26 protein-coding genes, 2 tRNA genes and 1 riboswitch are annotated in these 23,350 nt (G+C 66.0%); of the genes, 10 read left to right on the plus strand and 18 right to left on the minus strand.

Annotation, left to right across the window (positions count from 1 at the left end; genetic code table 11):
• Positions 1-136: 136 nt before the first annotated feature.
• Complete coding sequence (locus H7A85_RS07525; RefSeq protein WP_182085303.1) at positions 137-325, minus strand: hypothetical protein; 189 nt, start codon at positions 323-325, stop codon at positions 137-139.
• Positions 326-538: 213 nt separating this feature from the next.
• Here H7A85_RS07525 and H7A85_RS07530 point away from each other — a divergent pair, with 213 nt between their 5' ends.
• The gene (locus tag H7A85_RS07530) at positions 539-2,539 is read left to right on the plus strand and encodes a response regulator (protein ID WP_182085304.1); all 2,001 of its coding nucleotides are present in this window, start codon (positions 539-541) and stop codon (positions 2,537-2,539) included.
• A 14-nt stretch (positions 2,540-2,553) separates the two neighbouring features.
• Here H7A85_RS07530 and H7A85_RS07535 read toward each other — a convergent pair whose 3' ends face one another.
• The 3 genes from H7A85_RS07535 to H7A85_RS07545 form a co-directional block, all read right to left on the minus strand.
• Positions 2,554-3,984 carry a pentapeptide repeat-containing protein gene (locus tag H7A85_RS07535; protein ID WP_244631027.1) on the minus strand — a complete coding sequence of 477 codons (1,431 nt, stop codon included), beginning with the start codon at positions 3,982-3,984 and terminating at the stop codon, positions 2,554-2,556.
• A 33-nt stretch (positions 3,985-4,017) separates the two neighbouring features.
• Positions 4,018-5,517 carry a DUF2252 domain-containing protein gene (locus H7A85_RS07540; protein ID WP_244631028.1) on the minus strand — a complete coding sequence of 500 codons (1,500 nt, stop codon included), beginning with the start codon at positions 5,515-5,517 and terminating at the stop codon, positions 4,018-4,020.
• Between the two features lie 145 nt (positions 5,518-5,662).
• Positions 5,663-6,499, minus strand: coding sequence for an EamA family transporter (locus H7A85_RS07545; protein ID WP_182085305.1), 837 nt, complete (start codon positions 6,497-6,499; stop codon positions 5,663-5,665).
• Positions 6,500-7,107: 608 nt separating this feature from the next.
• Between H7A85_RS07545 and H7A85_RS07550 the strand changes: the two genes are divergently transcribed.
• Positions 7,108-7,671: a manganese efflux pump MntP family protein gene (locus H7A85_RS07550; protein ID WP_182085306.1), complete on the plus strand. Its 564-nt coding sequence runs from the start codon at positions 7,108-7,110 to the stop codon at positions 7,669-7,671.
• A 77-nt stretch (positions 7,672-7,748) separates the two neighbouring features.
• A complete protein-coding gene (locus H7A85_RS07555) occupies positions 7,749-8,366 on the plus strand; it encodes an isoprenylcysteine carboxylmethyltransferase family protein (protein WP_182085307.1) in 618 nt (205 codons plus the stop codon).
• Between the two features lie 25 nt (positions 8,367-8,391).
• Here the strand turns inward: H7A85_RS07555 and H7A85_RS07560 are convergent, their stop codons facing one another.
• Positions 8,392-8,934: a PAS domain-containing protein gene (locus H7A85_RS07560; protein ID WP_182085308.1), complete on the minus strand. Its 543-nt coding sequence runs from the start codon at positions 8,932-8,934 to the stop codon at positions 8,392-8,394.
• Between the two features lie 147 nt (positions 8,935-9,081).
• Here H7A85_RS07560 and H7A85_RS07565 point away from each other — a divergent pair, with 147 nt between their 5' ends.
• From H7A85_RS07565 to H7A85_RS07575, 3 genes are all read left to right on the plus strand, one after another.
• Entirely contained in the window at positions 9,082-9,432 is a 351-nt protein-coding gene (locus H7A85_RS07565) for a helix-turn-helix transcriptional regulator (protein WP_182085309.1), read from the plus strand.
• 136 nt (positions 9,433-9,568) lie between these two features.
• Positions 9,569-9,769, plus strand: a complete 201-nt coding sequence (locus tag H7A85_RS07570) for a hypothetical protein (RefSeq protein WP_182085310.1) — start codon at positions 9,569-9,571, stop codon at positions 9,767-9,769.
• Positions 9,770-9,811: 42 nt separating this feature from the next.
• A complete protein-coding gene (locus H7A85_RS07575) occupies positions 9,812-9,982 on the plus strand; it encodes a hypothetical protein (protein WP_182085311.1) in 171 nt (56 codons plus the stop codon).
• A 10-nt stretch (positions 9,983-9,992) separates the two neighbouring features.
• Here the strand turns inward: H7A85_RS07575 and H7A85_RS07580 are convergent, their stop codons facing one another.
• The 3 genes from H7A85_RS07580 to H7A85_RS07590 form a co-directional block, all read right to left on the minus strand.
• On the minus strand, positions 9,993-10,259 hold the full coding sequence (locus tag H7A85_RS07580) for a hypothetical protein (RefSeq protein ID WP_182085312.1): 267 nt from the start codon (positions 10,257-10,259) through the stop codon (positions 9,993-9,995).
• Between the two features lie 206 nt (positions 10,260-10,465).
• Positions 10,466-10,900 (minus strand): DUF1810 domain-containing protein, encoded by a 435-nt coding sequence (locus H7A85_RS07585; RefSeq protein WP_182085313.1) that lies wholly within the window; start codon positions 10,898-10,900, stop codon positions 10,466-10,468.
• A 73-nt stretch (positions 10,901-10,973) separates the two neighbouring features.
• Positions 10,974-11,651 (minus strand): DUF2161 family putative PD-(D/E)XK-type phosphodiesterase, encoded by a 678-nt coding sequence (locus H7A85_RS07590; protein ID WP_182085314.1) that lies wholly within the window; start codon positions 11,649-11,651, stop codon positions 10,974-10,976.
• A gap of 186 nt (positions 11,652-11,837) precedes the next feature.
• On the opposite strand from H7A85_RS07590, the gene H7A85_RS07595 reads away from it, so the two are divergent.
• Positions 11,838-12,317 carry a GreA/GreB family elongation factor gene (locus H7A85_RS07595; protein ID WP_182085315.1) on the plus strand — a complete coding sequence of 160 codons (480 nt, stop codon included), beginning with the start codon at positions 11,838-11,840 and terminating at the stop codon, positions 12,315-12,317.
• A 63-nt stretch (positions 12,318-12,380) separates the two neighbouring features.
• On the opposite strand, the gene H7A85_RS07600 is transcribed toward H7A85_RS07595, so the two are convergent.
• From H7A85_RS07600 to H7A85_RS07615, 4 genes are all read right to left on the minus strand, one after another.
• Positions 12,381-13,670 (minus strand): PAN domain-containing protein, encoded by a 1,290-nt coding sequence (locus H7A85_RS07600; protein ID WP_182085316.1) that lies wholly within the window; start codon positions 13,668-13,670, stop codon positions 12,381-12,383.
• A gap of 190 nt (positions 13,671-13,860) precedes the next feature.
• A complete protein-coding gene (locus tag H7A85_RS07605) occupies positions 13,861-15,192 on the minus strand; it encodes a cation:proton antiporter (protein ID WP_182085317.1) in 1,332 nt (443 codons plus the stop codon).
• A gap of 73 nt (positions 15,193-15,265) precedes the next feature.
• On the minus strand, positions 15,266-15,472 hold the full coding sequence (locus H7A85_RS07610; protein ID WP_182085318.1) for a hypothetical protein: 207 nt from the start codon (positions 15,470-15,472) through the stop codon (positions 15,266-15,268).
• A 410-nt stretch (positions 15,473-15,882) separates the two neighbouring features.
• Positions 15,883-15,957: transfer RNA gene (locus tag H7A85_RS07615), tRNA-Thr, on the minus strand.
• A gap of 163 nt (positions 15,958-16,120) precedes the next feature.
• Between H7A85_RS07615 and H7A85_RS07620 the strand changes: the two genes are divergently transcribed.
• Positions 16,121-16,196: transfer RNA gene (locus H7A85_RS07620), tRNA-Phe, on the plus strand.
• 150 nt (positions 16,197-16,346) lie between these two features.
• Here the strand turns inward: H7A85_RS07620 and H7A85_RS07625 are convergent.
• From H7A85_RS07625 to H7A85_RS07650, 6 genes are all read right to left on the minus strand, one after another.
• Positions 16,347-17,012, minus strand: coding sequence for a TenA family protein (locus H7A85_RS07625; protein WP_182085319.1), 666 nt, complete (start codon positions 17,010-17,012; stop codon positions 16,347-16,349).
• 13 nt (positions 17,013-17,025) lie between these two features.
• Complete coding sequence (thiD, locus tag H7A85_RS07630; RefSeq protein ID WP_182085320.1) at positions 17,026-17,832, minus strand: bifunctional hydroxymethylpyrimidine kinase/phosphomethylpyrimidine kinase; 807 nt, start codon at positions 17,830-17,832, stop codon at positions 17,026-17,028.
• The gene (locus tag H7A85_RS07635; RefSeq protein WP_182085321.1) at positions 17,829-18,776 is read right to left on the minus strand and encodes an ABC transporter substrate-binding protein; all 948 of its coding nucleotides are present in this window, start codon (positions 18,774-18,776) and stop codon (positions 17,829-17,831) included. Before H7A85_RS07635 ends, thiD begins: the two co-directional genes overlap by 4 nt.
• A complete protein-coding gene (locus tag H7A85_RS07640; protein WP_244631029.1) occupies positions 18,773-19,561 on the minus strand; it encodes an ABC transporter permease in 789 nt (262 codons plus the stop codon). The genes H7A85_RS07635 and H7A85_RS07640 overlap by 4 nt, the downstream gene beginning before the upstream one ends.
• Before the next feature lie 284 nt (positions 19,562-19,845).
• Positions 19,846-19,947, minus strand: a riboswitch (TPP riboswitch).
• Between the two features lie 109 nt (positions 19,948-20,056).
• Entirely contained in the window at positions 20,057-20,308 is a 252-nt protein-coding gene (locus H7A85_RS07645) for a DUF2171 domain-containing protein (RefSeq protein ID WP_182085322.1), read from the minus strand.
• 98 nt (positions 20,309-20,406) lie between these two features.
• Positions 20,407-20,583 carry a DUF2934 domain-containing protein gene (locus tag H7A85_RS07650; protein WP_182085323.1) on the minus strand — a complete coding sequence of 59 codons (177 nt, stop codon included), beginning with the start codon at positions 20,581-20,583 and terminating at the stop codon, positions 20,407-20,409.
• A 407-nt stretch (positions 20,584-20,990) separates the two neighbouring features.
• On the opposite strand from H7A85_RS07650, the gene H7A85_RS07655 reads away from it, so the two are divergent.
• Complete coding sequence (locus H7A85_RS07655) at positions 20,991-22,901, plus strand: potassium transporter Kup (protein WP_182085324.1); 1,911 nt, start codon at positions 20,991-20,993, stop codon at positions 22,899-22,901.
• Between the two features lie 146 nt (positions 22,902-23,047).
• Entirely contained in the window at positions 23,048-23,305 is a 258-nt protein-coding gene (locus tag H7A85_RS07660; protein WP_182085325.1) for a hypothetical protein, read from the plus strand.
• Positions 23,306-23,350 lie beyond the last annotated feature (45 nt).

The raw sequence follows: 23,350 nt of genomic DNA on the forward strand, positions 1-23,350 counted from the left end.
TATATGTCCTTTGTAGTTTTATAATGGGAAAATCGCTCTCTCAAACCCGTGATGCGCTGCGAAATTATCCGCTGTCGGGGAGTTTTGCGGATGGTCCGTTTCGCAGCGGTCGGCTGCCGACCGTCCGTTTCCCGTTTCAACCGCCCCAGAGCGCCCAGACGGCGTCAATCACCGTTGTTCCGGCGATGGGGCCGAGGAGGAGCATGAGGAGGTTGAGGCCGACGATCCAGGCGAGAGCGCTTTCCTGGCGTTTGGTGAGCCTCGGTTTGGGCCGTTCGGGCTTCCACGGCTCGGGCAGACTTCGGTCGTGAACGTCGAGGAACATGGTCGTCCTCCGATCTTCGGCGTCGGAACGCATGATGGCGGTCCCAACGATGACAGGTTTCGCAGAGCCTGTCGCCCGCCGAACCGACTCTCGATGCGGACCAGTTTGGAACTTTCGACGCGACGTCTGTTTCTCGTCGCCTTCCCCCATATCTACGCATCCGCGCCGCCAGCGTTCCGCACCGGGAACGGGCGCTCAAAGGAATGGCTTTCGATGACCACGTCCCGATTCCTGAGCGGCACCGGCGAGATGGCGGCGCGTCTGCGCAGCTTCGACTGGGCCGCGACCGAGCTCGGGCCCCCGTCCGAATGGCCGCGCTCGCTTCGCACACTGGTCGGGCTGATGCTGGCCTCGCGCCAGCCCATGTACGTCGCCTGGGGGCGGCGCGGCACAATGATCTACAACGACGCCTATTCGCAGCTTCTCCAGAGCAAGCACCCGGCGGCGCTCGGCAGCGCGTTCGAAACGGTTTGGAGCGAGATCTGGGGCGAGATCGCGCCGCTCGTCGCGGAGGTCTTCGAAGGGCGCTCCGTCCACTTCGACGACATCACCCTCTTCATCGACCGGAACGAAACGACGGCGGAGGCTCACTTCGCCTTCTCCTATACGCCCGTCTTCGACAACGAAGGTACGGTGACGGGCCTGTTCTGCGCCTGCAACGAGACTACGGACCAAATCCTGGCCGAGCGCGCCGCCGCCGATGCGCTGCAGGCCGCCGAAGAGGCCAACGTCGCCAAGAGTCAGTTCCTGGCCAACATGAGCCACGAGCTGCGCACGCCGCTGTCGGCGATCATCGGCTATGCCGAGATGCTGATTGAGGAGGCGGCGGACGGCGCCTCGGCGGCGGATCTTTCCGGCGACATCGCCAAGATCGAAAGCAACGCTCGCCATCTCCTCAGCCTCATCAACGACGTTCTCGACCTGTCCAAGGTGGAAAGCGGCAAGATGGACATCTTCGCCGAAACCTTCGACGTCGCCGAGCTCGTGCGCGACGTCGCCACGACGGCCCAGAAGCTGGTGGAGAAGAAGAACAACCAGCTGAGCGTCGAGATCGAGGGCGAGGTCGGCACGCTGCATTCGGACGTGACCAAGCTCCGGCAGATCCTTCTGAACCTCCTCAGCAACGCCGCGAAGTTCACCCAAGGGGGCGACATCACCTTGCGCGTTCGCCGAAAGGGCGACGAGGTTTCCTTCGCCGTTCACGACACGGGCATTGGCATGACGCCGGAGCAGCTCGATCGCCTGTTCCAGCGCTTTTCGCAGGCCGACGCCTCGACCACCCGCAAGTACGGCGGCACGGGCCTCGGGCTGTCGCTGACCAAGGCCTTCAGCGCCATGCTCGGCGGCGATGTCTCGGTGGAAAGCCAGAAGGGCCAGGGGAGTACCTTCACGCTGCGGCTCCCGGTCGCCATTCCGGGTCCCGCCGTGGTCGAGGAGGCTGCGCCGGGCGCCCAGCTTCCGGTGGTCTCGGAGATCGACCCCGCCAAGATCGTTCTCGTGATCGACGACGACACGGCGCAGCGCGAACTGATGACGCGGTTTCTGGCGCGCGAGGGCTTCTCCACCGTGACCGCTGCCGACGGGGCGACGGGGCTGGCGCTCGCCAAGGAAATGCGCCCGCGCGCCATCCTGCTCGACGTGATGATGCCGGGCATGGACGGGTGGACCGTTCTCGGCCGCCTCAAGGCCGATCCCGATCTCGCCGGCATTCCGGTGGTCATGGTCACCTTCGTCAGCGAGCGGGGGCTCGCCTCGTCGCTCGGCGCGGCGGACTATGTCGACAAGCCGGTGAAATGGGAGCGCTTCCGCTCCGTGATGGACCGCTTCCGCGAGGCGGTCGGCGACGTTCTGGTGGTGGACGACGATCCGGATGCCCGCGCGCGCCTTCGCCAGACGCTGGAGCGCGACGGGTGGAGCGTGGCGGAGGCGGAAAACGGGCAGCGGGCGCTGGATTATGTGGCCAACAGCCGGCCGCGCATGATCCTTCTCGACCTGACCATGCCGATCATGGATGGGTTCGCTTTTCTCCATGCGCTGCGCAGCCGCGCGGCGGACGCCGACATTCCGGTGATCGTCCTGTCGGCGCGCGACCTGACGACGGAGGAGCGCACGAAGCTTCACTCCGCCGCGCAGGTCTTCACCAAGGGCGAGGTGAGCCTGCGCGAGGTCGCGGCGAACGTGCGCGCGCTGACGGGGGAGGCGGGCGATCCCTGATCGCGGACCCGTCCTCAGCGCCGGATGCGGTTTCCCAGGATGTAGCCGAAGAGACCCATGAGGATGATGCCGACGGCACCCTGAAGGCCGACCAGGATGTTGGCGGTGCGCCCGACGACCTCCATGCCGATCTCGGGCGGGTTGGCGGTCATCATGTTGAGCGCGCTATAGCTCACGAGGTCGATGACGTTGCGCGTCGCATCCTCCTGGCCCTCGGGGATCAGCCCGCCGCTGAGGCCGTAGAAGCCGGCGAAGGCGAAGATCAGGATCACGAAGGCACGAACGATCCGCGACATGCTCTCGCCGTAGTCGCAGAGCCATTCCACGAACCGATCCGCGCTCCAGGCGTAGCCATGGACGACCGCGCCCTTCCAGTTCCCCGCCTTCCAGGCGGCGATCGCCTTGGCCCGCGAGCCGAGGCATCCCATCTTGCGGCCCTTCTTGTAGGCCCAGCCGGCCTCGGCCTTGGCGCCGATACTGGTGAAGTTCGCCTCGAGCGCCCCGTAGCTGCCGCGCGCGGCGTCGAAGTCTCCGGCCAGTTCCTCGCCGACCGTTCCGCCGATCTGCTCGATGCGGATGCGGCAGCCTTCGATCCAGGCGCCGTTGAAGCGCACGCGGGCGAGGTCGCAGGTGGACAGGTCGAGCCGCACCAGCGCGGTGTCGGACAGGTCGGCTCCGCTAAGATCGGTGCCGATCAGCGTCGCGCCCGCGAAGTTGGCGCCGCGAAGGCGCGAACCTTTGAGCTTGGCGCGCTTGAGGCTGGCACCGGAAAAGTCGGCGAAGGTCAGGTTGACGTCGGACAGGTCGGCTTCGTCGAGTCGCGCCTTGCGGAACACGGTGCGGTCGGCGTCCGCGCCGGTGAAGTCGGCGCCCCAGCCGTCCACAGCTTCGAAATCGACGCCGTCGAGAAACGCGGCCTGGAACTGGGCGAAGCGCAGGTTGGCGCCCTTGAACCATGCATCTTCCAGCATCGCGCCCCGGAACGAGGCCTGGCCGCCGATCGCGGAGAGGAAGAACGCGCCGCTGAGATCGCTGCCCGATAGGTCGGCCTCCTCGATCTGGGCATCGTCGAAACGCGCGCCGCGCGCCACCACGTCCTTCAAGGTGGCACGCTGGAGGTTGGCATGCGTGAGGTCGGCGTCCGCGAGGCCGAAGCCGCGAAGGTCGGCATCCGCCAGATGGAGCCCCTGCCACTCGGCGTCCCACCACGACGGCGGCTCGTCCATGGCGTTCACTGCGAGCGCGAGGCGAGGCGCATCGGCAAGGACGCCGCGCAATTGCTGCGTCCGGGCAGCCCGTCGCTCTCCCACGGCGCGAACGCTTTCCAGCCATTCGAAGAACACGTCCAAGCGCCGCGCGGCGGCTTCCGCGGGACCGAGCGGCGGCTCCGCGCCGACCCCCGCCAGCGTCTCCGCGCTGTTTTCGTCCTTCATGACGGAACTCAAGCGGCGCTCCATCGGCGCGTTCGGCGGTGTGCTTCAGTCACCGCTGCCGCTTCCGTCGGAAATTCGACCGCTGGCGATGGCTTCGACGAGCGCCTGATGATCGCGTGCATTCTGCTCGCCGTAGCCCTCGGCCCAATCGGCCAGGGCCTCGTCGAAGCCGCGATTGTCCATGCCCCCGCAATAGCCGGCGATCGCGGCGGCATCGCCCGTGCGCGCATGGGCACGGGCGAGGAGCGCGCCGTAGCCGAAGGCGAAGAAGGTCAGCGAACGGCCGGACAGGAGCGAGTGCGGGATCTCGCCCTTCATGTTCTTCATCTGCCGGACGTAGAAGGGCCGGTCGCCGATCGTGGTCCAGCCGAGAAGCGGGTCGCCTACGGCCTGGAGCAGGCGCTGGCCGTAGACTACGCGCCGCCCGTCGTGCGAGCCGTAGGGCTCGGGAAGCGGCGGAACGAAGGGGGCATGGGCGGGGCGCACCGCTTCCTTCACCTGAAGGAAGAGGGCATCCTGGTCGGAATTGCCGAAGAGAAGCGCCAGATACGCGCGGGTGCCGACGCTCCCGACGCCCACCACGCGGTGAACCACATCCACCACATGGTATCGCGAGAGCATGAAGCGACGCTCGCGCGGCAGCGACTCGGCATAATGCTCGAGCCCCGAAATCACCGCCTCACGCGTCGCGTCGTCGACCGCGGCGAGGATGGGCGGGTCGAGGCGGAAGCGCCAGCCGCCGTCCACCTGACGCTCGCCGACCTTTTCGAGCAGCATCGCGTTGCCGCGCCGGCGCGCCTTGTCCACCGCCTTGCGCAGGATGCCCTGGCTGTCGGCGTCGATCTGGATGCCGTCGAAGTCGAGCCGGTCGGCGCGCGCCGCACGGTGCCAGACGTCGATCGGCCCGCACGGGGCGAGATCCAGCATCGAGCGGCGATAGCCCTCGACGCAGCTCGCCACGATGCGGCGCCGCTCGGCGCGGCCGAGGCCCTGCTGGCGGGCGACGACGTTGAGACTGGCGACGAGGCGCTTCAGGTCCCATTCCCAAGGGCCGATCGTGACCTCGTCGAAATCGTTGAGGTCGAGGACGACGTCGCGCTGGGGCGTGCCGAAGAGGCCGAAATTGCTGATATGCGCATCGCCGTTGATGACGACCTCGATGCCCGATCGGGCCCCGCGCGACAGGTCGTTTGCCATGACGCTGACGGCGCCGCGCAGGAACGCGAACGGGGACTCGGCCATGCGCGCGATGCGCAGCGGCACGAGGCGCTTCTGGCGTCCCTCGTTGGTCCGGGCGATGAGTTCGACCGGATCGGGGCGGTCGGTCTGCGACACGGGCTCGGCATGGAGCGCGTAGGGCACCTCGGCGCGAAGCCGCTTGCCGGCGGCCCGCCGGCGCTCCCAGGGCTCCCCCTTGGAGCGAAGGTCGATCCGGGGAAAGGCTTCGGCGGGAGCCAGAACCACGTCGGACGCATCCGACGAGCCGAGGCCGCCTTCCGGCTCGAAGGCGTCGATCATCTCATGGGGCGGCACGGGGATATCCAAACTCTCAAAACTCCTGGCCGCAGGCGAACCTATCAAGGGAACAAAGAGCCGTTCACGGAACTGTCAAGCGAGGGGCGGGGGCGACAAAGCACCTCAAGCGTCCGAGGTTGCCCATGCGCAACGCATGATGGCGCACCCGGAAGGTCTATCCCCCGGATCCGATCAGGACGGCGCCGGCGGCGACCACGACGCAGGCGAGAAGCCGGGCGGCGCTCAGCCGCTCGCCGAGGAAGAAGCGTCCGATCAGCGCGGCGAAGACGACGCTCGTTTCGCGCAGCGCCGAGACCGGCCCCATGGCGCCGCGCGACATGGCAAAGACCACGATGCCGTAGGCGAGGAGCGAGACGAGGCCGCCGGCCGCGGCCGTGCCGATCTCGCACCCGCTGCGAACGAACCCCCGCCGCCCACGAAGCGCGAGATAGACCGCAGGAGCCATGAGGCCCCAAAGGAGGCACATCCAGACGGTATAGCCGACAGGGGTTCCGGACAGCCGAGCGCCGATCCCGTCGGTGACGCTGTAGGCACCGATGAAGCATCCCGTTCCCAACGCATAAAGAAGCGTGTCCCGCCCGATGCGCCGTCCGTGGAAGGCCAGAGACAGGATGCCGGCGGACACGAGAAGGATGCCCGCCAGCGCCATTGCGCCCGGCCATTCCTGCGCGAAGGCGGCCGCGCCGAGCGAGACGAGAAGCGGCGAGGAGCCTCGCGAGATCGGATAGGCCTGTCCGAGTTCGCCGTGCCGGTAGGTCCGCACGAGGAACAGGTTGTATCCGACATGCAGAAGGGCGGAGAGAAGCGCATAGATCCAGCTCGCCGCCGCCGGCACGGGCACGAAGGGGGCCAGCGCAGCGCAGGCCAGCGCCACGGCGAGACACATCACGCTCATCGACCAGAGCCTGTCGTCGCCCGCGCGCAGAAGCGCGTTCCAGCCGGCATGCAGCACCGCCGCGAGAAGAACGATCGAGGTGATTCCAGCCGACATGACGTCTCGCCTTCGAGAAGTGCGGAAAGGGTGGCTTTCGGTGATCCTCAGCCTTGGGTCAAACCCCCGTGTCCTCCTCCGGCCGGGCCGAGCGCCATCGACTGGCCGTGCCTGGCCTCAGGATCTTCGTATCAGGCCACGGCGGAGCCGGCCGTTATGGGCGACCGGAACGGTCGGGCGATGGCGAGAAAGGAGCATATCGGCTCCTATGCCACGGGCCTTTTGACGTTGCCTTCCAAGAAAGAATGCGCGTGATTTTTCTGGGAAATCTGTCTTTTACTGTTGCGAAGCGTTTGCAGATCAATTTCTGAAGCTGGAAAGCATTTGCAGGAGAAATATTCAGGTCTCATCTCCCGCCATTCATCGCAGTTATGTTTTCGAGAAGCGTTCCAATATTGTGCAGCGGTGTTGACCGATTCCGCTCGGGCGGATAGACGATGCCGCATCGGGGAGTAGTCGCTGCGTCCAGCAGGAGCCGGTCAACATTCTCGCGCGCTCGCGCGTGGCCGGTTCAGCCGAAATTTCGGCCTGACAAGACCGTGGTGGATCGCGTTCCGGGCAGGGCGTCGATCGGCCCGGCCCAACGCATGTCCACGAGCTTTGTCATCATGTCACCGATTTCCATCGTCCTTCTGGCGCTCGGCATGTCAGTCGATGCGCTGATCGCCTCCACCAGTCGCGGCGCGGCGCTCCGGCGGCCGAGCGTCGGGGAGGCCGTGCGCACGGGGCTCGTGTTCGGCGTCATCGAGGCGATCACACCGCTGATCGGCTGGGCGGCGGGCGTCGCCGCATCGGCCTATATCGCCGAAGTGGACCATTGGATCGCCTTCGGCCTCCTCGGCGCGGTCGGCGGGCGCATGGTGCTGCATGCCTGGAGGCGCGAGGCCGACGAACCGGCACCCGCCGTCAACCGCTCGGTCTGGATCCTGCTGGCGACCGCCGTCGGCACCAGCCTCGACGCGATGGCCGTGGGCGTCTCGCTCGCCTTTCTCGACGTCAACATCGTCGTCATCGCGGCGGCGATCGGTCTGGCGACGATGCTGATGTCCACCGGCGGCGTCCTGGCCGGGCGGGTGATCGGTGCCCGGTTCGGGCGCTACGCCGAGATCGTCGGCGGCCTTGCGCTGATGGGAATCGGCACGTCCATCCTGATCGAGCACCTTTCGGCATGAAGCTGCCGCGAATCATCGTCAGGTAGCGACTGTCCCTTGGCGGACGAACGAGAGCGTTTGCCGTTCAGGAGTGGATCATGGAAACCGTCGATCTTCACAAGGTTCAGCAAAACCGGAAGCATGCCCTGCGCCTCAGCGGCCTCGGGCTTCTCGCCCTGACGCTCCTGTCCGCGCCCGTCCTGCCCGACCACGCGCCGGTGGAGAACGCGCTGGAACTGGTGGGGCTGGGGATGATCGCGCTCGGAATTCTCGGCCGGGCCTGGTGTTCGCTCTATATCGGAGGGCGCAAGAAGACGGAGATCGTCTCGGCCGGGCCTTATTCGATCAGTCGGAACCCGCTCTACATGTTCAGTTTCGTGGCGGTGGCGGGTGTCGGTGCCCAATCGGGAAGCCTGGTGCTGACGGGCCTGTTCCTGGCGGTCGCGGCGGCGGTGTTCCGTGTCGTCATCGCACGCGAGGAGCGCTTCCTGAGCGATCGCTTCGGCGCCCGATACGAGGCCTACAAGGCACGCACGCCGCGTTTCGGGCCGCGCTTTTCGGCCTGGCGGGATCAGGCGACCGTCGAGATTCGGCCAAGGCTCGTCGTGCGGACGCTTCTGGACGGCTCGGCCTTTCTTCTGGCGTGGCCCTTCTTCGAACTGCTGGAGGACGTGCGGGCGGCAGGTATTCTCGACCCGCTCGTGATCCTGCCCTGACCACCAGAACCAACGGCGGCCCTCGTCACCGTTCCTTGGTCTTGAGGACGTTGGCGAGTTGAAAGCCGGCCTCCACCAGAACGGCACTGATCAGCTTTCCCAGCATCGGCTCCCGAACGTGTTCGGACAGGGTTCGCGCTTCCATCAGGAGTTCGATGACCTTGGCATAGGTTTGGTCCTCCGAGGGAGGAAGGGCGCTCGGTTCCCCGATCTTGGTGAGATAGCCGGAGATATGCGTGGGGTTGCCGTCCTCGTCGCGAAAGCAATGGCCCTGGGAGCGAACCCAGCATGTTCCGTGCCGCGTGCTGGTCAGCCTGTATTCGGCGACGAACGGCTGGTGATGGAAGAGAGCGTCTTCCACGCAGCGGTTCAGGCGCGTGCGATCCTGTGGGTGGATCGCGGCGATGAACCGGTCCATCGTGACGCCGTGGAGGCCGATATCGGCGGGAATGTCGATGTACTCGCAAACGTCCTGGCAGGCGACGACCATTCCCGTCCGGACGTTCCAAGTCCACACGCCCAGAAGATCGTTCAAAGGTTCAAGATCGCGCAGGAGGCTGTCGGCCACGATGTTCTCCGTGTTGCGGTTTTTTAACTTGGCGCATCTGTCGCGCGAAGGCTAGAACTATGTCCATGGGACGCAGGTGAGCGATCTTGCGTGGCGGGGTCGGACCTGCCCGCTGTCGTCGCGTTCGTTCGAAGATGGGTCGCGTCATTGTCCGAGAACCTCGTCAACCTCCATATCGGCGAACGGATCGCGCAGGCACGCCGGCTGCGCGGCTGGAGCCTTCAGGCCGTGGCCCGGGAAGTTGGCGTCACCTACCAGCAGATCCGCAAGTATGAGCTGGGTCAGAACCGTATCGCGGCCAGTACCCTGTATCAGCTGGCCAAGGTCCTGCAGCTCGATCCGGGATACTTCTTCCACGGACTGTCCGCTTCGGGCGGCGAGTCCGCCGACGGGTTCGATGCCGCCTTGCAGCGGATCAACGATCCCCTGGTGCGCCAGCGCATGGCCGATCTAGCGGAAGTCCTTCAACTGCGGAGCGACGCTTCGCTAAAGGGCTAGGGCGCGGCCCTGGCGGCATGTGATGGCCAACTGCGGCAATTGGCCGGTTCGTCTCCCCTGCTTCCCGTCCGGTCATTTCGTCACGGCACCTTTCCCGGCTCTTGCGCGTTGATGGGCGAAGACAAGTGAGGCAACCATGACGCAAGCCAAGATCACCACCGGGGCCAACGATCGCCCTCGCGACGTTTCGATCGGCCAGACGGCGGATGGACTCCCCGACGATTCCGGTCGGCCGGTACAGGTCAGCGACGAGGAGATCGCAAAGGTGAGGGACAAACTCCTCAACGACGATGCGCAAGGCGTCGACGACGAAGAAAGCGAAGCGCATCCATCGTGATGCGGCGGTGCTCCCGTACCCATTCAACGAGAAAGTCCCGACATGACCTCTTCGACCATTCGCTGGATCCCCGTGGCGTTCTTGGTTCTCGCCCTTGGTGCCTGCAACGGTTCGGCGGGCAACAAGTCGGGCAGCGGTGACGGGCCGACCCAAGGGGCCGGTTCGTCGAACCAGCCGGCGACCGCCACCAACGGGCAGCCCGCTGCCGAGTGAGGGGGGGCGGTCACCACCTCTTGGGTGGACTGAGCACGGCCCGGTCGGCCGGCTCGAGGCCTGCCTGGAGGGCATTCGCCTCTGGCTCCGGATGCGGATCGTACGGCTTCGGTGCGAGATCCGAAGGCGCCTCGCCATGTTGCTTGGCCTTCATCGCGGCAACCCAGCCTTCGCTCCATTCCTCGCAAGCGGGCGAGCCATAGCGGTAAGGGCAGGCCGAGCGAAGAGCGCCCCGCGCAAACGCATCCGCACCTTCCCTGTAATGGACCTCGGTCATCGGAGCTTCCTTTCCCGAGAGGAAGATCACCGATCCGTTATCGTTCCGAAAATCGATCCCAACACTTAGTCGCGACGGCAGTGGATTCGACCTTATCCGCGCTGTCTTATGCCCCGATGGTGTCGAGCATCCTTTTGCCTCGGTTTTAAAAGCATGGTCCTTCGGCGGAATGGGATCCGTCTTGTGGCTTTGCGACGGTTTGGCCTTCAGTCTGCCGCCGTTCGAAGGATGACGAGGGTGCCTTCATCGTCCCGTCCACCGAAATAGGCGGCCAGCGCCTGGGCAAAGACGGGGTCGCCGTTCGAGGCAAGGCGGAACAGCGTCATGCTGGAATGGAACTTCATGTCGTCGGGCGAGCCGAAGATGTCGTGAACGGATCGACCCGCCACCGCGTTGACCGCCGCGGTGCAGCGCCGCAGACGCTCGCCGAGAAGCGCGTGATCGAGATAGGCCTTCGCTTCGGCGAGCGAGGATAGCGCGAAGTGCTGCGCTGTCGCACTGCGGCCGAGCCCGGCGATCTGCGGAAACACGAACCACATCCAATGGCTCCTTTTGTGCCCGGCACGAAGCTCCGCCATCACGGTGTCGATGACGGGGTCCTGCGCGTCGAGGAAGCGTTGAAGGCGATAGGGGTCGCTCATGTCGCCGCCTTTCCCGATTGCTGCCAAGGCAGGCATTTCGGGCGCAAGGAAGCGATGGGAAGGATCGGGCCCTTCAGGCTCCGTCGCTTGCCGGCCAGCGCACCAGCGCCTCCCGCCCGATCGCGGTCAATTCGTAGACGCCGTGCCCGGTTCGCATGAACCAGCCGTAGACGTTGCGACGCAGGATGGCGGGCGCGGTGGGAACGTCGAGCGTCAGATCCCGCGGCCGCCGGGGGCCATCTGCCATGGCACGCGCGCAGATCAGCGCCTGCTGGCGATAGGCCGTCATCACGGGCCGCCGCGAGCCGCCGCCCACCACCGGGTCGCCTTGTCGGCGGCGGTGCTCGTCGAGAAGCCGGGAGCGCCGGCGCGGGTCGCGGCGTGGCGCCAGGGCTGTCGGGCTGAGGAGAACATGGACCCGATCGTCCGCTCCAATGCCGAGCAACCCGAAGCCGAGGCGCCGGCACAGATTGCGAAACCTGGCATCGCCCTCCCGGCCCTTGCCACGGCTGGACAGACGGGCTGCCAGCCATACCTCGTCGCAGGCCGCCGCCCGGTCGACGCCCTGAAGAACGAGTTCCAGGTTGAAGGCGAGCTTCAACTCGCACACCACCAGCACCGGCGGCTCGCCCTCGCGAACGCCGAAGAGATCGCACCCACCGACCTCGCCCTTCACGGCAAAGCCCAGCTCTTCCAGAAAGCGCTTCACGGGAGCGTAGAGTTCGGTTTCGGGCGATCGAACGATGGGCATTCGCCCTCTCTACAACGCGCTCGCGCTCGCAGGACAGTGTTTCCCGGCGTCGTTCCTTCCCGAGAGCGAAGGGATGCCACTGGGCGACGGCACCGGCCGAGACGGCGTGGCGACAATCGGAGATGGCCTTCCCATATGAAGGGAGTGGGACCTGCAAGGTCCATCGAGACGCGAAAGGAGCAGGCCATGAGCGTGGCGTTCGTGAAGGAGCCCAACGAGGATCAGGTCGAGGCGCTGCCCGAGCGAGATCTCGGCACCGATCCGAACTTCGTCACCGCTCGCGGCCTCCGCCTTCTGGACGAGGAGATCCATTCCAACGAGGACGCGGTGGAGCGGGCGCGCGCGGCGGGCGACAAGATCGCCGTCGCGATGCTCCACCGCGATCTTCGCTACTGGCGTGCCCGTCGCTCCACGGCCCAAGTCGTCGCGCCGCAGGCGGACAGCGAACTCGTTCAGTTCGGCCATTCCGTTTCGATCGAGGGCACGGCCGGCGGGAAGCGGACCTATCGGATCGTCGGCGTCGACGAGGCGGACCCGGCCCAAGGGCTGATATCCTACCTGTCCCCTTTGGCGCGCCAACTCGTGGGGAAGGAGGAGGGCGACACGATCCGGATCGGTGCCGTGGAGGGGGCGATCGCCGCGATCGAGATCGAGGATGCGACCTGAACGAGGCTCGGCACCGCCTTTTTCTCGAGTTCGGATGGGGTCGTCGCCCGCCTGGGGGAGGCGTCAGTCCAGCGAGATCGTGTTCGGGGTGAAGGTCTGCATCTTCTTGCCGCCGGTTACCGCGCCGGCCATGGTCCGCGCCGTCCCGACGCTGCCCTTCAGCCAGCATTGCTTCTTCGGCTTGAGATAGGTGAAGGCGACGCATCGATCGTCGCCGATGCAGGCGCGCCGGCAGTCGAACTGCGTGGAAGCCGGGTGCGGCCGGCGCGACAGGTCGAGACCGGGAAGATCGACGTCCTGGAAAAGGTCGGTCTGAGGATCGATGACGCCGATCGTCAGGGGGGAGGGATCGCGCTCCGAACGGGCCAGGAGCTCGCCGGAAAAGGCCGCCGAGTTTCCGTCGATCTCGCCGCGACCCGATTTGAGGAAGCAGTTCGGCCCGCGGCCCGGCCGCGTCTTGGTGTTGAAGGTGAAGGCCTTGCAGGCGGCGCCGAGCTCGAAGCACTTCACGGCGCAGGCTGGTGCGTCGGCGACGCTCGCGGTTCCCACATCCCTTCCGAAGAAGTCGAGCCCGGCATAGATCGCCATGCGGGTCGGCTGGCGCGTATAGGTTTCCAGCGTCGAAAGGGCGGCGGAGTTGCGTTCCGACAAGGTGGGCGGCGATGCGACCGCCAAATTCGCCGATGGCTTCGCTCGATCGGCGACGCCCGGTTCCGGGGCGGACAAAGCGGTTGAGGGCGTCGAGGATGGTATCTCGGCAACCGCCGGCGCGGTGGGCGGCTGGTCGCCGAGTTTGCGATTGATGCCGTAGCGCACCGCTTCTTCGGGGGAAAAGAAGTACATGTCGTCCGGCGGGGTGCGGAACATGATCGTCACCACGCCGATGGGCGTTCCGAAGCGGTTCAACGTGTCGATCACGTCGGCGATCGACATCTGCGCAGCCTGCAGGTCGGGCTGCTCCGACCACATCTGATGAACGCCGAGCCGGCCGTCGGCTTGCCGCTCGTTTCCGGCCAGGAAGATGTAGGCGCAGGCCGAAGCACAGGTCGAGCCGGCGGGAATCACCGTCGCGAGCTTGCGCGTGTGCACGTCGTCGGCGATCAGGAGACCCGCCGTCACGCTTCCGCCCGGACTGTTGAGAACGACGATCCGGGCGTCGGGCGCGGCCAGAAGGGTTCGGCGAAAGGCGAGCGCCGCGCCGGGTGAGATGTCTCCGTTCAACTCGATGACGTCCGGATGCGCCGGATCGTAGCGGAACGGAACGAGGGACAAGGGCTCGGCCGCCCATACCGACGGCACGTGCCATCCGATGGCCGTCAGAAACGCGAAGAGGACGATGGCGAAGCGAGGCATGCTGTCGGGCTCCGAGCGGCAGGGCGGTCGCCAGCTTGTTGCATTCCCGGTTGTGGATGCAAGCCGAAGCAATCGTCAGGCGCGAGTTGCCCTCAGGTTTCGTTCGCCCGTCGTGTGCTCGTTTTCGTAGGGCCGCGACTGCGCTCTGGCCTATCGAACGGGCTCGCCCGGTCCCTTGTGATCGAGGACGTCATGACCGTGTCGCCTCGCGGCGGGGAACTGGTCCCTGAAGGCCGGGCGGCGGGGTTGCGTCGTCCGCATCGGGATCGCGGCCCTGCATACGGTCGAGCTGGCGCATGATGGGCGTGACGGTCAGCCCATGCATCAGGATCGAGACGAGGATCACCAGCCCGACGATCGCCCACAACCTGTCGACATCCCCGACGCCCTCCATGTGATTCAGGCCGTAGGCGAGGTAGTAGATGGAGCCGACCCCTCGGATGCCGAAGAAGGCGAGTGTCAGGCGTTCGCTCCAATCGGCCGGGTGACCTAGCAGGCCGATGAGGCCCGTCGCGGGTCGGATCACCAGCAGGATGGCGAGGACGGCCGCTACGTCGCGCCAGCCGAGCGGCGCCAGCAGTCCGTTCACGATCGCCCCACCGAATAGGAGCAGCAGAACCATCATGGCAATGCGCTCGATCTGCTCGGTCAGTTCGTGCATGTGAACCTGGAAATCGTGGTCCCGGTTGGCATGGCGGAACGTCAGGGCCGTGACGAACACGGCCAGGAACCCGTAGCAGTGAATGATCTCGCTGAAGCCGTAGGACACGAAGGTCGCGGACAATGCGATCAACCCGTCGCCGGTCTTGGCAAGCTTGGTCTTGGCAGGCACGTGGAAGGTCAGCCAGCCGAACAGGCGGCCGACCCCGTAGCCCGCCGCCGTTCCGGCCGCGATCTCCCAGACGACGTTGGTGGTCAGCCATTCGCCCAGCCATGGCTCGCCCGTGCGCGAGGCCGCCCATAGAACGATCGCCAGATGCACGAAGGGAAAGGCGAAGCCGTCGTTGAGCCCGGCTTCGGAGGTCAGGCCGAAGCGAACCTCGTCTTCTTCGCCCGTCTTCGGCGGCCCGACCTGCACGTCTGCCGCCAGCACGGGGTCGGTGGGCGCAAGGGCGGCGCCCAGCAGCAGCGCGACCGTCCAGGGCAGACCGATCCCCAACCCTGCGGTCGCGGTGATCGCCGCAATGCCCAGCGGCATGGTGGTCGCGATCAGGCGCCAACTGACGGACCAGGACCGGAAGCCGAAGACGCGGTCGATCTTCAGCCCAGCGCCCATCAGCGCGATGATCACGACGAACTCCGAGAAGCGCTCGGCGATCTCGGGGTGATGAACGGGCAGAGGGCGAAGCGTGACGCCCGGAAGGGCGAAGATGGCCGCGCCCAACCCGATGCAGACGATCGGCAAGGACAGGGGCAGCCGCTTCAAAGCAAGCGGGAGCCAGGCGACCAGCGCGATCAGGATCCCGGCCCCGGTGAGCACGAGAATGTAGGGGGCGGGTGTCCAGTCGGCGGATAGGTTCATGGTCCCCAGCGACCCCGCGCACCAAGCGAAAGGCGAGGCCGCAGCACAGAGGCGGCCTCGCTAATCGGCTCGTTCAGATGCTACCGGGCATGCCCGGCACGGCCGGGGCCGGCCGCGTCGGATCTGGCTCGCCTGCGGGGTTGGGTTCGACCGGCTTTGTCGGAAGATCGTTTCCAATACCGGGGCCGCCGTCGGGGCGACCGATCGCATCGTTACCGCCCTGACCGGGGAGAATGGGTTCGGGCAGATCCTGGCCGGGTTGATGGATGGTGTTCGACATCGGAGCCTCCTTCTCTGCGAAGATGACGCCGGCCGATGCAGTTGGTTCCTGCCTCGCGGGTTTGATCAGCCCGGCGCACGCTCGCATGGAGCGCGTCCTGCGCATGACGGCATGCTTCCGATGGGTGGCCCATCCGCCATGGGATCATTTGACTAACCGCCTCTTGCCGACCTCCTATCGACCCCTTCTTGCGAAGGGCAAGGCGTACCGCGCCTGCTGTTCAGCTATTCGTTCTCATCGTTTCGCCGACGCCCGTTCGGCCCCTCCAGCGAGCATGTCAGCGCGCGTCGCGGTCGAACAGGTTTCACGTCCGGCCAGCCACCGGGAAGGCCTAGCGCGACGTCCGCAATGTCGAAATGCAAGCGAGTCCTAAGGGACCCAACCGCCTCGATGGCTTCGACGGGAAGGGATGGTGCTGCGAGAGAGGATTGAACTCTCGACCTCTCCATTACCAATGGAGTGCTCTACCACTGAGCTACCGCAGCCTGTCGATGGCGGCTATCTGCCATAGGTTGGTTCCGGGCGCAAGGCGTGATCTGAAAGGCTTTTTCCGGGACGCTGGGAAAGGGGGTGGACAGACGAAAGAGGCGTGACTATAAGGCCTCCACCGAACGGAGATACACGGTCAGCGTGCCACTCGCCGTCGGCGCCCAAGTAGCTCAGTTGGTAGAGCATGCGACTGAAAATCGCAGTGTCGGTGGTTCGATTCCGCCCTTGGGCACCATTCGTTTTCTGAAGTGACGATGATCGAGTTCCCACTCGCTTCGGGCGATCCTTGATCGTCGAACGCGCGGGGTTCCGCCGCCGACACGAGTGGTGAGAGGGGGGTGAATGCCTGATGGCATTCCGAAGCTCGCCGGTCGGCGGACTTTTTCTAGCTACCGCGTGTCCAGCCCATCTGCCAGAAGTCGGCCTCCAGGCGGCACGCTTTGGCAAAGATGGCCGTAAGCTCGCGCTGGCGGTGAGGCGTCGCGTAACGTTGACCTAAGCGGTCGAGTTGAAGGCGGGCGTTGGTGGCCACGCTCTGATAAGCCTCCCCGGCATATTCGGTGATCCATGCGCCGTAGGGATGCCGGTCCAAACTACGCTCGTCCGGTGGCATCAGCGAGCGGGCGATTTCGGCGTAGCCGATCATGCAGGGACTCAAGGCGACCTGCAGATCCAGAAGGTCCCCCGATTGCCCGCAGTCGAGAACGAACCGCGTGTAGGCGAGCGTTGCGGCGTGTTCGCGCGCCGACTCCAGATCCTTTCGCGTCATGCCCCACCGAGAACAGATCTGAATGTGGAGTTCCATCTCCACGTCGAGAATGGCGTGAAGGAAACCGAGTCCGGCATGCATGTCTTCCAGGGTTCTGCTCTTGTAGACAGCCAGCGCGCTGGCCCGTGCGAACTGGATCAGAAACAGATAGTCCTGCTCGAGATAGGAGCGGAACGCTGTTGCCGGCAACGCTCCGTCACCGAGCGCGCGGACGAAGGGATGATCCACATAGGCTGTCCATTCCTCCGCTGCGCCGAGGCGTAGGCGATCGAAAAAGTCCATCGGTTCCATTCTCTCAGAGTTTTGGCGACCACCAATGATGGAAATGATGAACCGGACCTCGACCGCTGCCGACGTGAAGCGCCTTGGCGGCGCGCAGGGCTTCCGTCAGATAGGTCTTGGAACGAGCGATAGCTTCGCTCAGCGGGCGACCGAGCGCGAGTTCGGCGGTGATCGCGGCGGCAAGCGTACAGCCGGTGCCGTGGTCGTTCGTGGTCGCGATGCGCGGGGCGGTGAAACGCCGTGTCGCGTTGTCCACGACAAGAAGATCGACGCTTTCGCCGGTGTTCGCATGGCCTCCTTTCACGAGCACGGCGCCCGCCCCGTCCGCCAGGACGGCGCGTCCTTGATCTGCCATGTCCTCCTCGGTTTCGGCCGCCGGTTGCCGGGAGAGGAGCGCCGCCTCGTGGAGGTTGGGGGTCGCGAGAAGAGCGAGGGGGAGAAGCTCGCTGCGCAAGGCGTCCTCGGCCTCTTCGCGCAGGAGGCGATCGCCCGAGGTCGCGACCATCACCGGGTCCAGAACGACCGACCGCCCGTGCGCGCGCAGGCGCTCGGCGATGGCACGGATCGTTTCGCTGCGCGACACCATGCCGACCTTGATGGCGCCGACCTCGAGATCATCGAGAACGGCGTCGATCTGATCGGCGACGATGCGGGGCGAAAGATCCTCGATCGAGCGGACGCCGTGCGTGTTCTGCGCGGTGATGGCGGTGAGGGCGCTCGCGCCGTAGACGCCGAGCGCCGAGAAGGTCTTTAGGTCGGCCTGAATGCCGGCGCCGCCGCCCGAATCCGAGCCCGCGATGGTGAGCGCGATGGCGGTCACGGCTTGAGTTCCACCGCGTAGTCGGCAAGGGAAGGCATCGTGTCGAGAAGACCCTGTTTCTTCATGAAGGCGGACAGGCGCTCGTAGCGCGCACCGTCGAGCGCGGCCGGTCGTTTGGCGAAACGCGGGAGCGTGTCGTCGAACGCTCGGCGGTTCAGTTCGTCGTCGAGGTCGGGATAGGCCTTGAAGAACAGATCGCGCGCTTCATCGGGATGATTGGTCGCGAAGATCGCCGCTTCCTCGACCGCCGACAGGAAACGCGGCAGGCGCGGATCGGCGATCTTGTCCTTGGCCGTGACGAAGATCAGCTCGTCATAGGCGGGCACGCCATGTTCCTCGGGAAAGAAGGTTCGGCCCGCCGAGCCTTCCAGGCGCATTTGCGTCAGTTCGAAATTGCGGAAGGCGCCGACCGTCGCATCGACGTTGCCGGACAGGAGCGAGGGCGTCAGGGCGAAGTTCACGTTGACGAGCTCGACGTCGCTCAAACGAAGGCCGGCGGAGCCGAGCATGGCGGACAGGAGCGCCTCCTCGATACCGGCGACGGAGTACCCGATCTTTGCGCCCTTGAGGTCGGCGAGGGAGCGTATCGGACCGTCGGCCTTCACCATGACGGTGTTGAGCGGTGTTTCCACGAGGGTGCCGAAGCGGATCAGCGGCAGGCCGGCCTTCGTGTCCAGCATCAGGTTCGGCTGGTAGTGGATGGCGACATCAGCTTGGCCGGCCGCCACGAGGCGAGGCGGCGCGGACGGATCGGTCGGGGCTACGAGATCGACGTCGAGATCGCGGGCGGCGAAGAAGCCTTTCTCGCGAGCCACCACGAGCGGGACGTGGTCCGGGTTCACGAACCACTCCAGGAGAACCGTGAGCTTGTCGGCGGCCAGCGCCGGACTCGAAAGGGTTGCGGCGGCAAGGCCGATGGCGGCAGCGAGCGAGCGAAGAATCATTGGGAGAAGAACCTCTTGCGGAAGCGGAAGGAAGCGGGCGGGTCGTCCTCGGCAGCCCAGGGCGCGAGCCGGAGCGCGAGGCGATCGACGAGAGCGCGTAGCGAAAGCGTCAGAACGGCCAGAATGGCGAGTGCCGCGAAAAGGAGGTCCGTCTGCATGCGCGCGTTCGCCTGGATCATCAGGAAGCCGAGCCCACGCGAGGCGCCGACCCATTCGCCGATCACCGCGCCGAGCGGGGCGAGCGGGGCGGCCACGCGCAGGCCACTGACGAGCGAGGGCATCGCCAGGGGCACGCGCACGTGCCAGAGCGCCTTCCAGTGGCCGGCATCGGTCATCGCCGTCGCGTCGAGAAGTTCGGGATCGGTGCGCCGGAGCCCGTCGGCAAAGGCCGAGGCGATGGGGAAGAAGATGATGAGCGTCGCCATCGCCACCTTGGAAGCGAGGCCGAAGCCGAACCAGAGAACCAGAAGCGGGGCCAGTGCGAAGACAGGCATGGCTTGGAGCACCAGCACCTGCGGCCAGAGGAACGCGGCAAGGCGCGGCGTCGCCACCGTGGCGAGACCGATCAGAAAACCGGCGATCGTCCCGATCGCCAGCCCGAGCGCGACTTCAGCGAAGGTCGCCATGCTTTCGCGCGCCAGCCGCTCGCCCTGAGAAACAAGGACGGCGGCGACATCCAGCGGCGCGGGAAGCATGTAACGAGGGGGGTGGAGAAGGAAGACCAGGGCCTGCCATCCCAAAAGGGCGAGGCCGCATCCCGACCCGATGCTGTGGAGCGTGCGCAACGCAGGTGCTCAACGCGGCAGGGCAGGGCGCCGTGACGGCTGCCACGGGGGCAGGATGGGTTCGAAAGTGGGGATAGCGGAAGGCTGATGCCCTGCCGCCGAGCGCCGCGTCATCCCGCGCCGGGCGCCTGCAAGCCGAGCAGGGCCGCCTTCGCGGCGGGTGACAGAGTTGACGAGGCGCGCCCACGCGCCCGCGGACGCGCGAAGGTAAAGTAGCGACATACGATCTCCCTTGGCCTCGACAGCCACAAGAGATCCGGAATTCGAGCGGAGACAACGAAGGTCGTGCGACCCATTCCCGTTCCTACGCCGGCATGACCCGGATCAGGTTCAAGGGTTCGGCCATGGCCATCTCAGCACCTTTCGGTGCACCCCTCGGAATGGAGAAAACGTGACGCAGGTTGGCCGGGAAGTCAACCGGCTTGGGAGCGGGCGCAATCTGCCTCGCCCTTGGCAGAGGCGCGGAAGAAATCCCTCCGCGCCTTCGAATGCGTGTCAGACGGGCTGGCCGCCTTCTTCCTCTTCCAGCGTCACGGCGACGTCGCCGTTGGCGGACAGGCGCACCTTGTCGCCCTCGACGCCGGCCACCAGCCCGATGGAAACGTAGTGATGGTGACCCTCATGGGATCCTTCGCCGCTGTCGCGGCGCGTCAGCTTGATCCGGTGCTCCTCGACGCGGTCCACGGTGCCGACATGGACGCCGTCCGCGCCGATCACTTCCATATGCTCTTTGATGTCGTTTCTCATGGGTCAGCTTTCCGCGCGCCGGGCGCTCGACTGTTGGCGGTTCGGTTGCAAGTGTTCGAAGCGCTTTCCAGTTCCGCAGGCGACCCGACGCCGATCGATCAGCGCGCGATGAAGCGGTTCTCCTGGCCCACGTCGTCCTTCTTGACGTCTGAATCGCCTTCGACCTGCTTGGCAGCCTCCGCCCAGAAGTCGTGCTCCTGCCCGGCCGGCCGGCCCGCCTTCTCCCAAAGGAAATACGCAAGGTTCCGGATTTCCTGATCCTTGTCTGACGTCATCGCGGTCTCCTCGCACGCATTCCGGTCCGTCCTTCCCCATCCGGCATAGGGAACGATGGTTCGAACCCTTCGGAAGACGGCAGCCTTCTCCGGCCCATTACATATGGTTCGGCGCACGGGCGGGAAGTCGTCCAAAGGATAGACGTGACGACTTTTCGCAACGGCGCTCAAAGGCTCGACAACGTGCGGGCGCCGGCGCGCTGACCTGCGGCGCGCGGGCGCTTTGCGTCCGCCTCGCGATTCGTGTTAAGGGCGCGATCCATTGGATCCGCGACCCTTCGCGGCCGGAGTCGGAGCATCGACGTCAAGGCCCCTTGCCGGGGCGACAAAGCGCCTGTCGGCGACCCCGAACTCTCCCCATATCTCTTCTATCAAATCCGATTCAGCCCGGAGGCCTCGTCAGAGGAATGAGCAGCGGTCCAGCGGCCTCCGTGGTCGATACGCAGATCCAGACGCGCGAGAACCCCCATGCCAAGGGGTTGGCCCCGCTCGTGCTCGGCAGCATCGGTGTCGTCTATGGCGATATCGGGACGAGCCCGCTCTACGCCATGAAGGAATCGCTGCTGCATGTCGGCGGCGTTCCCTCGGCCACCGAGATCATCGGCATCGTGTCGCTGCTCGTCTGGTCGCTGATCTTCGTCGTCACCGTGAAATACGTGATGCTGGTGCTGCGGGCCGACAACCAGGGCGAGGGCGGGGCCCTGTCCCTGATGGCGCTGGCGCAGAAGGCGCTCGCCAAGCCCAACAAGGGCATCCTCGCGCTCGGCATCATCGGTGCCGCCCTGTTCTACGGCGACGCCATCCTGACCCCGGCCGTCTCGGTGCTGTCGGCGGTGGAGGGGCTCAAGGTGACGGCGCCCGGCCTCGATCCCTACATCGTCCCGATCGCGCTCGTGGTCATCATCGGCCTCTACGCCGTGCAGTCCTTCGGCACGGCCCATGTGGCGCGCTTCTTCGGGCCGATCATGGGCGTCTGGTTCGTGACGCTCGCCGCGATCGGCGTGTCGCATATCGGCGACGCGCCACAGATCCTGCAGGCGCTCAATCCATTGAACGGCCTCGGCTTCATGACGAGCCACGGGATCGTCGGCTTCACCGTGCTCGGCTCGGTGTTCCTCGCCGTGACCGGGGCCGAGGCGCTTTATGCGGACATGGGGCATTTCGGCAAGCGGCCGATCCAGGTCGCCTGGCTTGCCTTCGTCGGGCCGGCGCTTCTCCTGAACTATCTCGGCCAAGGCGCCTATGCCTTGAGCGACCCCACCGTCCTGCCCAACCTGTTCTTCCTGTCGGCGCCCGAATGGGCGCGCTTGCCCCTGGTGATCCTGGCGACGCTTGCCACCATCATCGCGGGCCAGGCGGTGATCACCGGGGCGTTCTCGCTCACCCAGCAGGCCATCCAACTCGGTCTCCTGCCGCGCCTCCAGATCGAGCATACGTCGGAGTCCGAGCAGGGCCAGATCTACCTGCCGACCGTGAACTGGCTGATGCTGATCGGCGTCGTGCTCCTGGTCCTGTTCTTTCAGGACTCGTCCTCGCTGGCCGCCGCCTACGGCATCGCCGTGACCGGGACGATGGTGATCACCAGCCTGATGGCGATCGTCGTCTTCGCCTATGGCTGGAAGTGGGGCCTCGGGCTGGCGATCGGCGTGGTGACGCCGTTCCTGATCATCGATTCTGCGTTCCTGGCGGCCAACCTCCTGAAGCTCGCGGACGGCGGCTACCTGCCGCTGATCATCGGTGGCTGCATCGTCTGCCTCATGGCGGTCTGGATCCGGGGCGTGCGCCTTCTCAACACCAAGGCCCAGCAGCAGAACCTGTCGCTCGAAACCTTCATCAAGGCGATGGAAACCTCCTCCGTCGCCCATGTGCCGGGTACGGCGATGTACCTGACCTCGACGCCCGAGACCGTTCCGTCCGCGCTTCTGCACAACCTCAAGCACAACCGCGTCCTGCACGAGCGCAACGTCATCGTGACGATCCGCACCGCCAACACGCCCTATGTGCCGATGGCGCGGCGGATCGACTACCGCGAGCTTTCCCCCGCCTTCGCCAGGATCGAGCTGCACTACGGATTCCTGGAAGAGCCCAATCTCGTCCAGGCCCTGATTCATCTGCGCGAGCAGGGGGTGAAGTTCGACGTGATGTCGACGACCTTCTTCGTCGGGCGGCGTCGCATCAAGTCGGCGGCGCGCTCGGAGATGCCGCGCTGGCAGAGCCAGCTCTTCATCAAGATGGCCCGGCACTCCTACGACATGATCGACTACTATCGCATCCCCGCCAATCGCGTCGTGGAACTCGGCACCTACGTGACTTTGTGAGCCTTCGCGGCTCGCAGGATCGCTCGGGCGCCCTATGTCTGAAGACGAGGTGGCCATGAAGGCTGCCCAGCCGGACGTCGGATGCGGGGCTCCCCGTCCCATGCGTCGCGACCACAAAGGTCCGGCCGGAAAGGACATGCGATCTCATGGACATGCCAGCAAGCAGCGAGCCGCGCCGGGCCAACGAGCTCGGTGATATCGCCAACCGCGCCGAGAAGGGATCGGCCATGCGCCTGATCCGCGCGGAAAACCAGGCCACCAGCGACAAGACCGCTCGACTTCGCGCCCTGCGCCTTGCGCGCGAAGAACAGGAGGCGGTCGCCCGCGCCGCCGAGATCAAGGCCAAGCCCGCCAAGCGGACGCGCAAGACGGCAGCTGCCGCGGCCCTCGCCAAGTCCGCCTGAACCGACATTCCGTCCGGCGGGGAGCCTTGTCGCTTCCCGCCGGAC

This window comes from Aureimonas sp. ME7 (assembly GCF_903970965.1).
GTDB lineage: Bacteria > Pseudomonadota > Alphaproteobacteria > Rhizobiales > Rhizobiaceae > Aureimonas.

Excerpts from the sequence above, each read along its gene's own strand:
- H7A85_RS07645 (WP_182085322.1), bottom strand. The coding sequence starts at position 20,308 with ATGAGAAACGACATCAAAGAGCATATGGAAGTGATCGGCGCGGACGGC.
- H7A85_RS07660 (WP_182085325.1), top strand. The coding sequence starts at position 23,048 with ATGGACATGCCAGCAAGCAGCGAGCCGCGCCGGGCCAACGAGCTCGGT.
- H7A85_RS07550 (WP_182085306.1), top strand. The coding sequence starts at position 7,108 with ATGTCACCGATTTCCATCGTCCTTCTGGCGCTCGGCATGTCAGTCGAT.
- H7A85_RS07545 (WP_182085305.1), bottom strand. The coding sequence starts at position 6,499 with ATGTCGGCTGGAATCACCTCGATCGTTCTTCTCGCGGCGGTGCTGCAT.
- H7A85_RS07595 (WP_182085315.1), top strand. The coding sequence starts at position 11,838 with ATGAGCGTGGCGTTCGTGAAGGAGCCCAACGAGGATCAGGTCGAGGCG.
- H7A85_RS07635 (WP_182085321.1), bottom strand. The coding sequence starts at position 18,776 with ATGATTCTTCGCTCGCTCGCTGCCGCCATCGGCCTTGCCGCCGCAACC.
- H7A85_RS07600 (WP_182085316.1), bottom strand. The coding sequence starts at position 13,670 with ATGCCTCGCTTCGCCATCGTCCTCTTCGCGTTTCTGACGGCCATCGGA.
- H7A85_RS07655 (WP_182085324.1), top strand. The coding sequence starts at position 20,991 with ATGAGCAGCGGTCCAGCGGCCTCCGTGGTCGATACGCAGATCCAGACG.
- H7A85_RS07585 (WP_182085313.1), bottom strand. The coding sequence starts at position 10,900 with ATGAGCGACCCCTATCGCCTTCAACGCTTCCTCGACGCGCAGGACCCC.
- H7A85_RS07605 (WP_182085317.1), bottom strand. The coding sequence starts at position 15,192 with ATGAACCTATCCGCCGACTGGACACCCGCCCCCTACATTCTCGTGCTC.
- H7A85_RS07530 (WP_182085304.1), top strand. The coding sequence starts at position 539 with ATGACCACGTCCCGATTCCTGAGCGGCACCGGCGAGATGGCGGCGCGT.
- H7A85_RS07590 (WP_182085314.1), bottom strand. The coding sequence starts at position 11,651 with ATGCCCATCGTTCGATCGCCCGAAACCGAACTCTACGCTCCCGTGAAG.
- H7A85_RS07555 (WP_182085307.1), top strand. The coding sequence starts at position 7,749 with ATGGAAACCGTCGATCTTCACAAGGTTCAGCAAAACCGGAAGCATGCC.
- H7A85_RS07625 (WP_182085319.1), bottom strand. The coding sequence starts at position 17,012 with ATGGACTTTTTCGATCGCCTACGCCTCGGCGCAGCGGAGGAATGGACA.
- H7A85_RS07650 (WP_182085323.1), bottom strand. The coding sequence starts at position 20,583 with ATGACGTCAGACAAGGATCAGGAAATCCGGAACCTTGCGTATTTCCTT.
- H7A85_RS07575 (WP_182085311.1), top strand. The coding sequence starts at position 9,812 with ATGACCTCTTCGACCATTCGCTGGATCCCCGTGGCGTTCTTGGTTCTC.
- H7A85_RS07525 (WP_182085303.1), bottom strand. The coding sequence starts at position 325 with ATGTTCCTCGACGTTCACGACCGAAGTCTGCCCGAGCCGTGGAAGCCC.
- H7A85_RS07580 (WP_182085312.1), bottom strand. The coding sequence starts at position 10,259 with ATGACCGAGGTCCATTACAGGGAAGGTGCGGATGCGTTTGCGCGGGGC.
- H7A85_RS07570 (WP_182085310.1), top strand. The coding sequence starts at position 9,569 with ATGACGCAAGCCAAGATCACCACCGGGGCCAACGATCGCCCTCGCGAC.
- H7A85_RS07610 (WP_182085318.1), bottom strand. The coding sequence starts at position 15,472 with ATGTCGAACACCATCCATCAACCCGGCCAGGATCTGCCCGAACCCATT.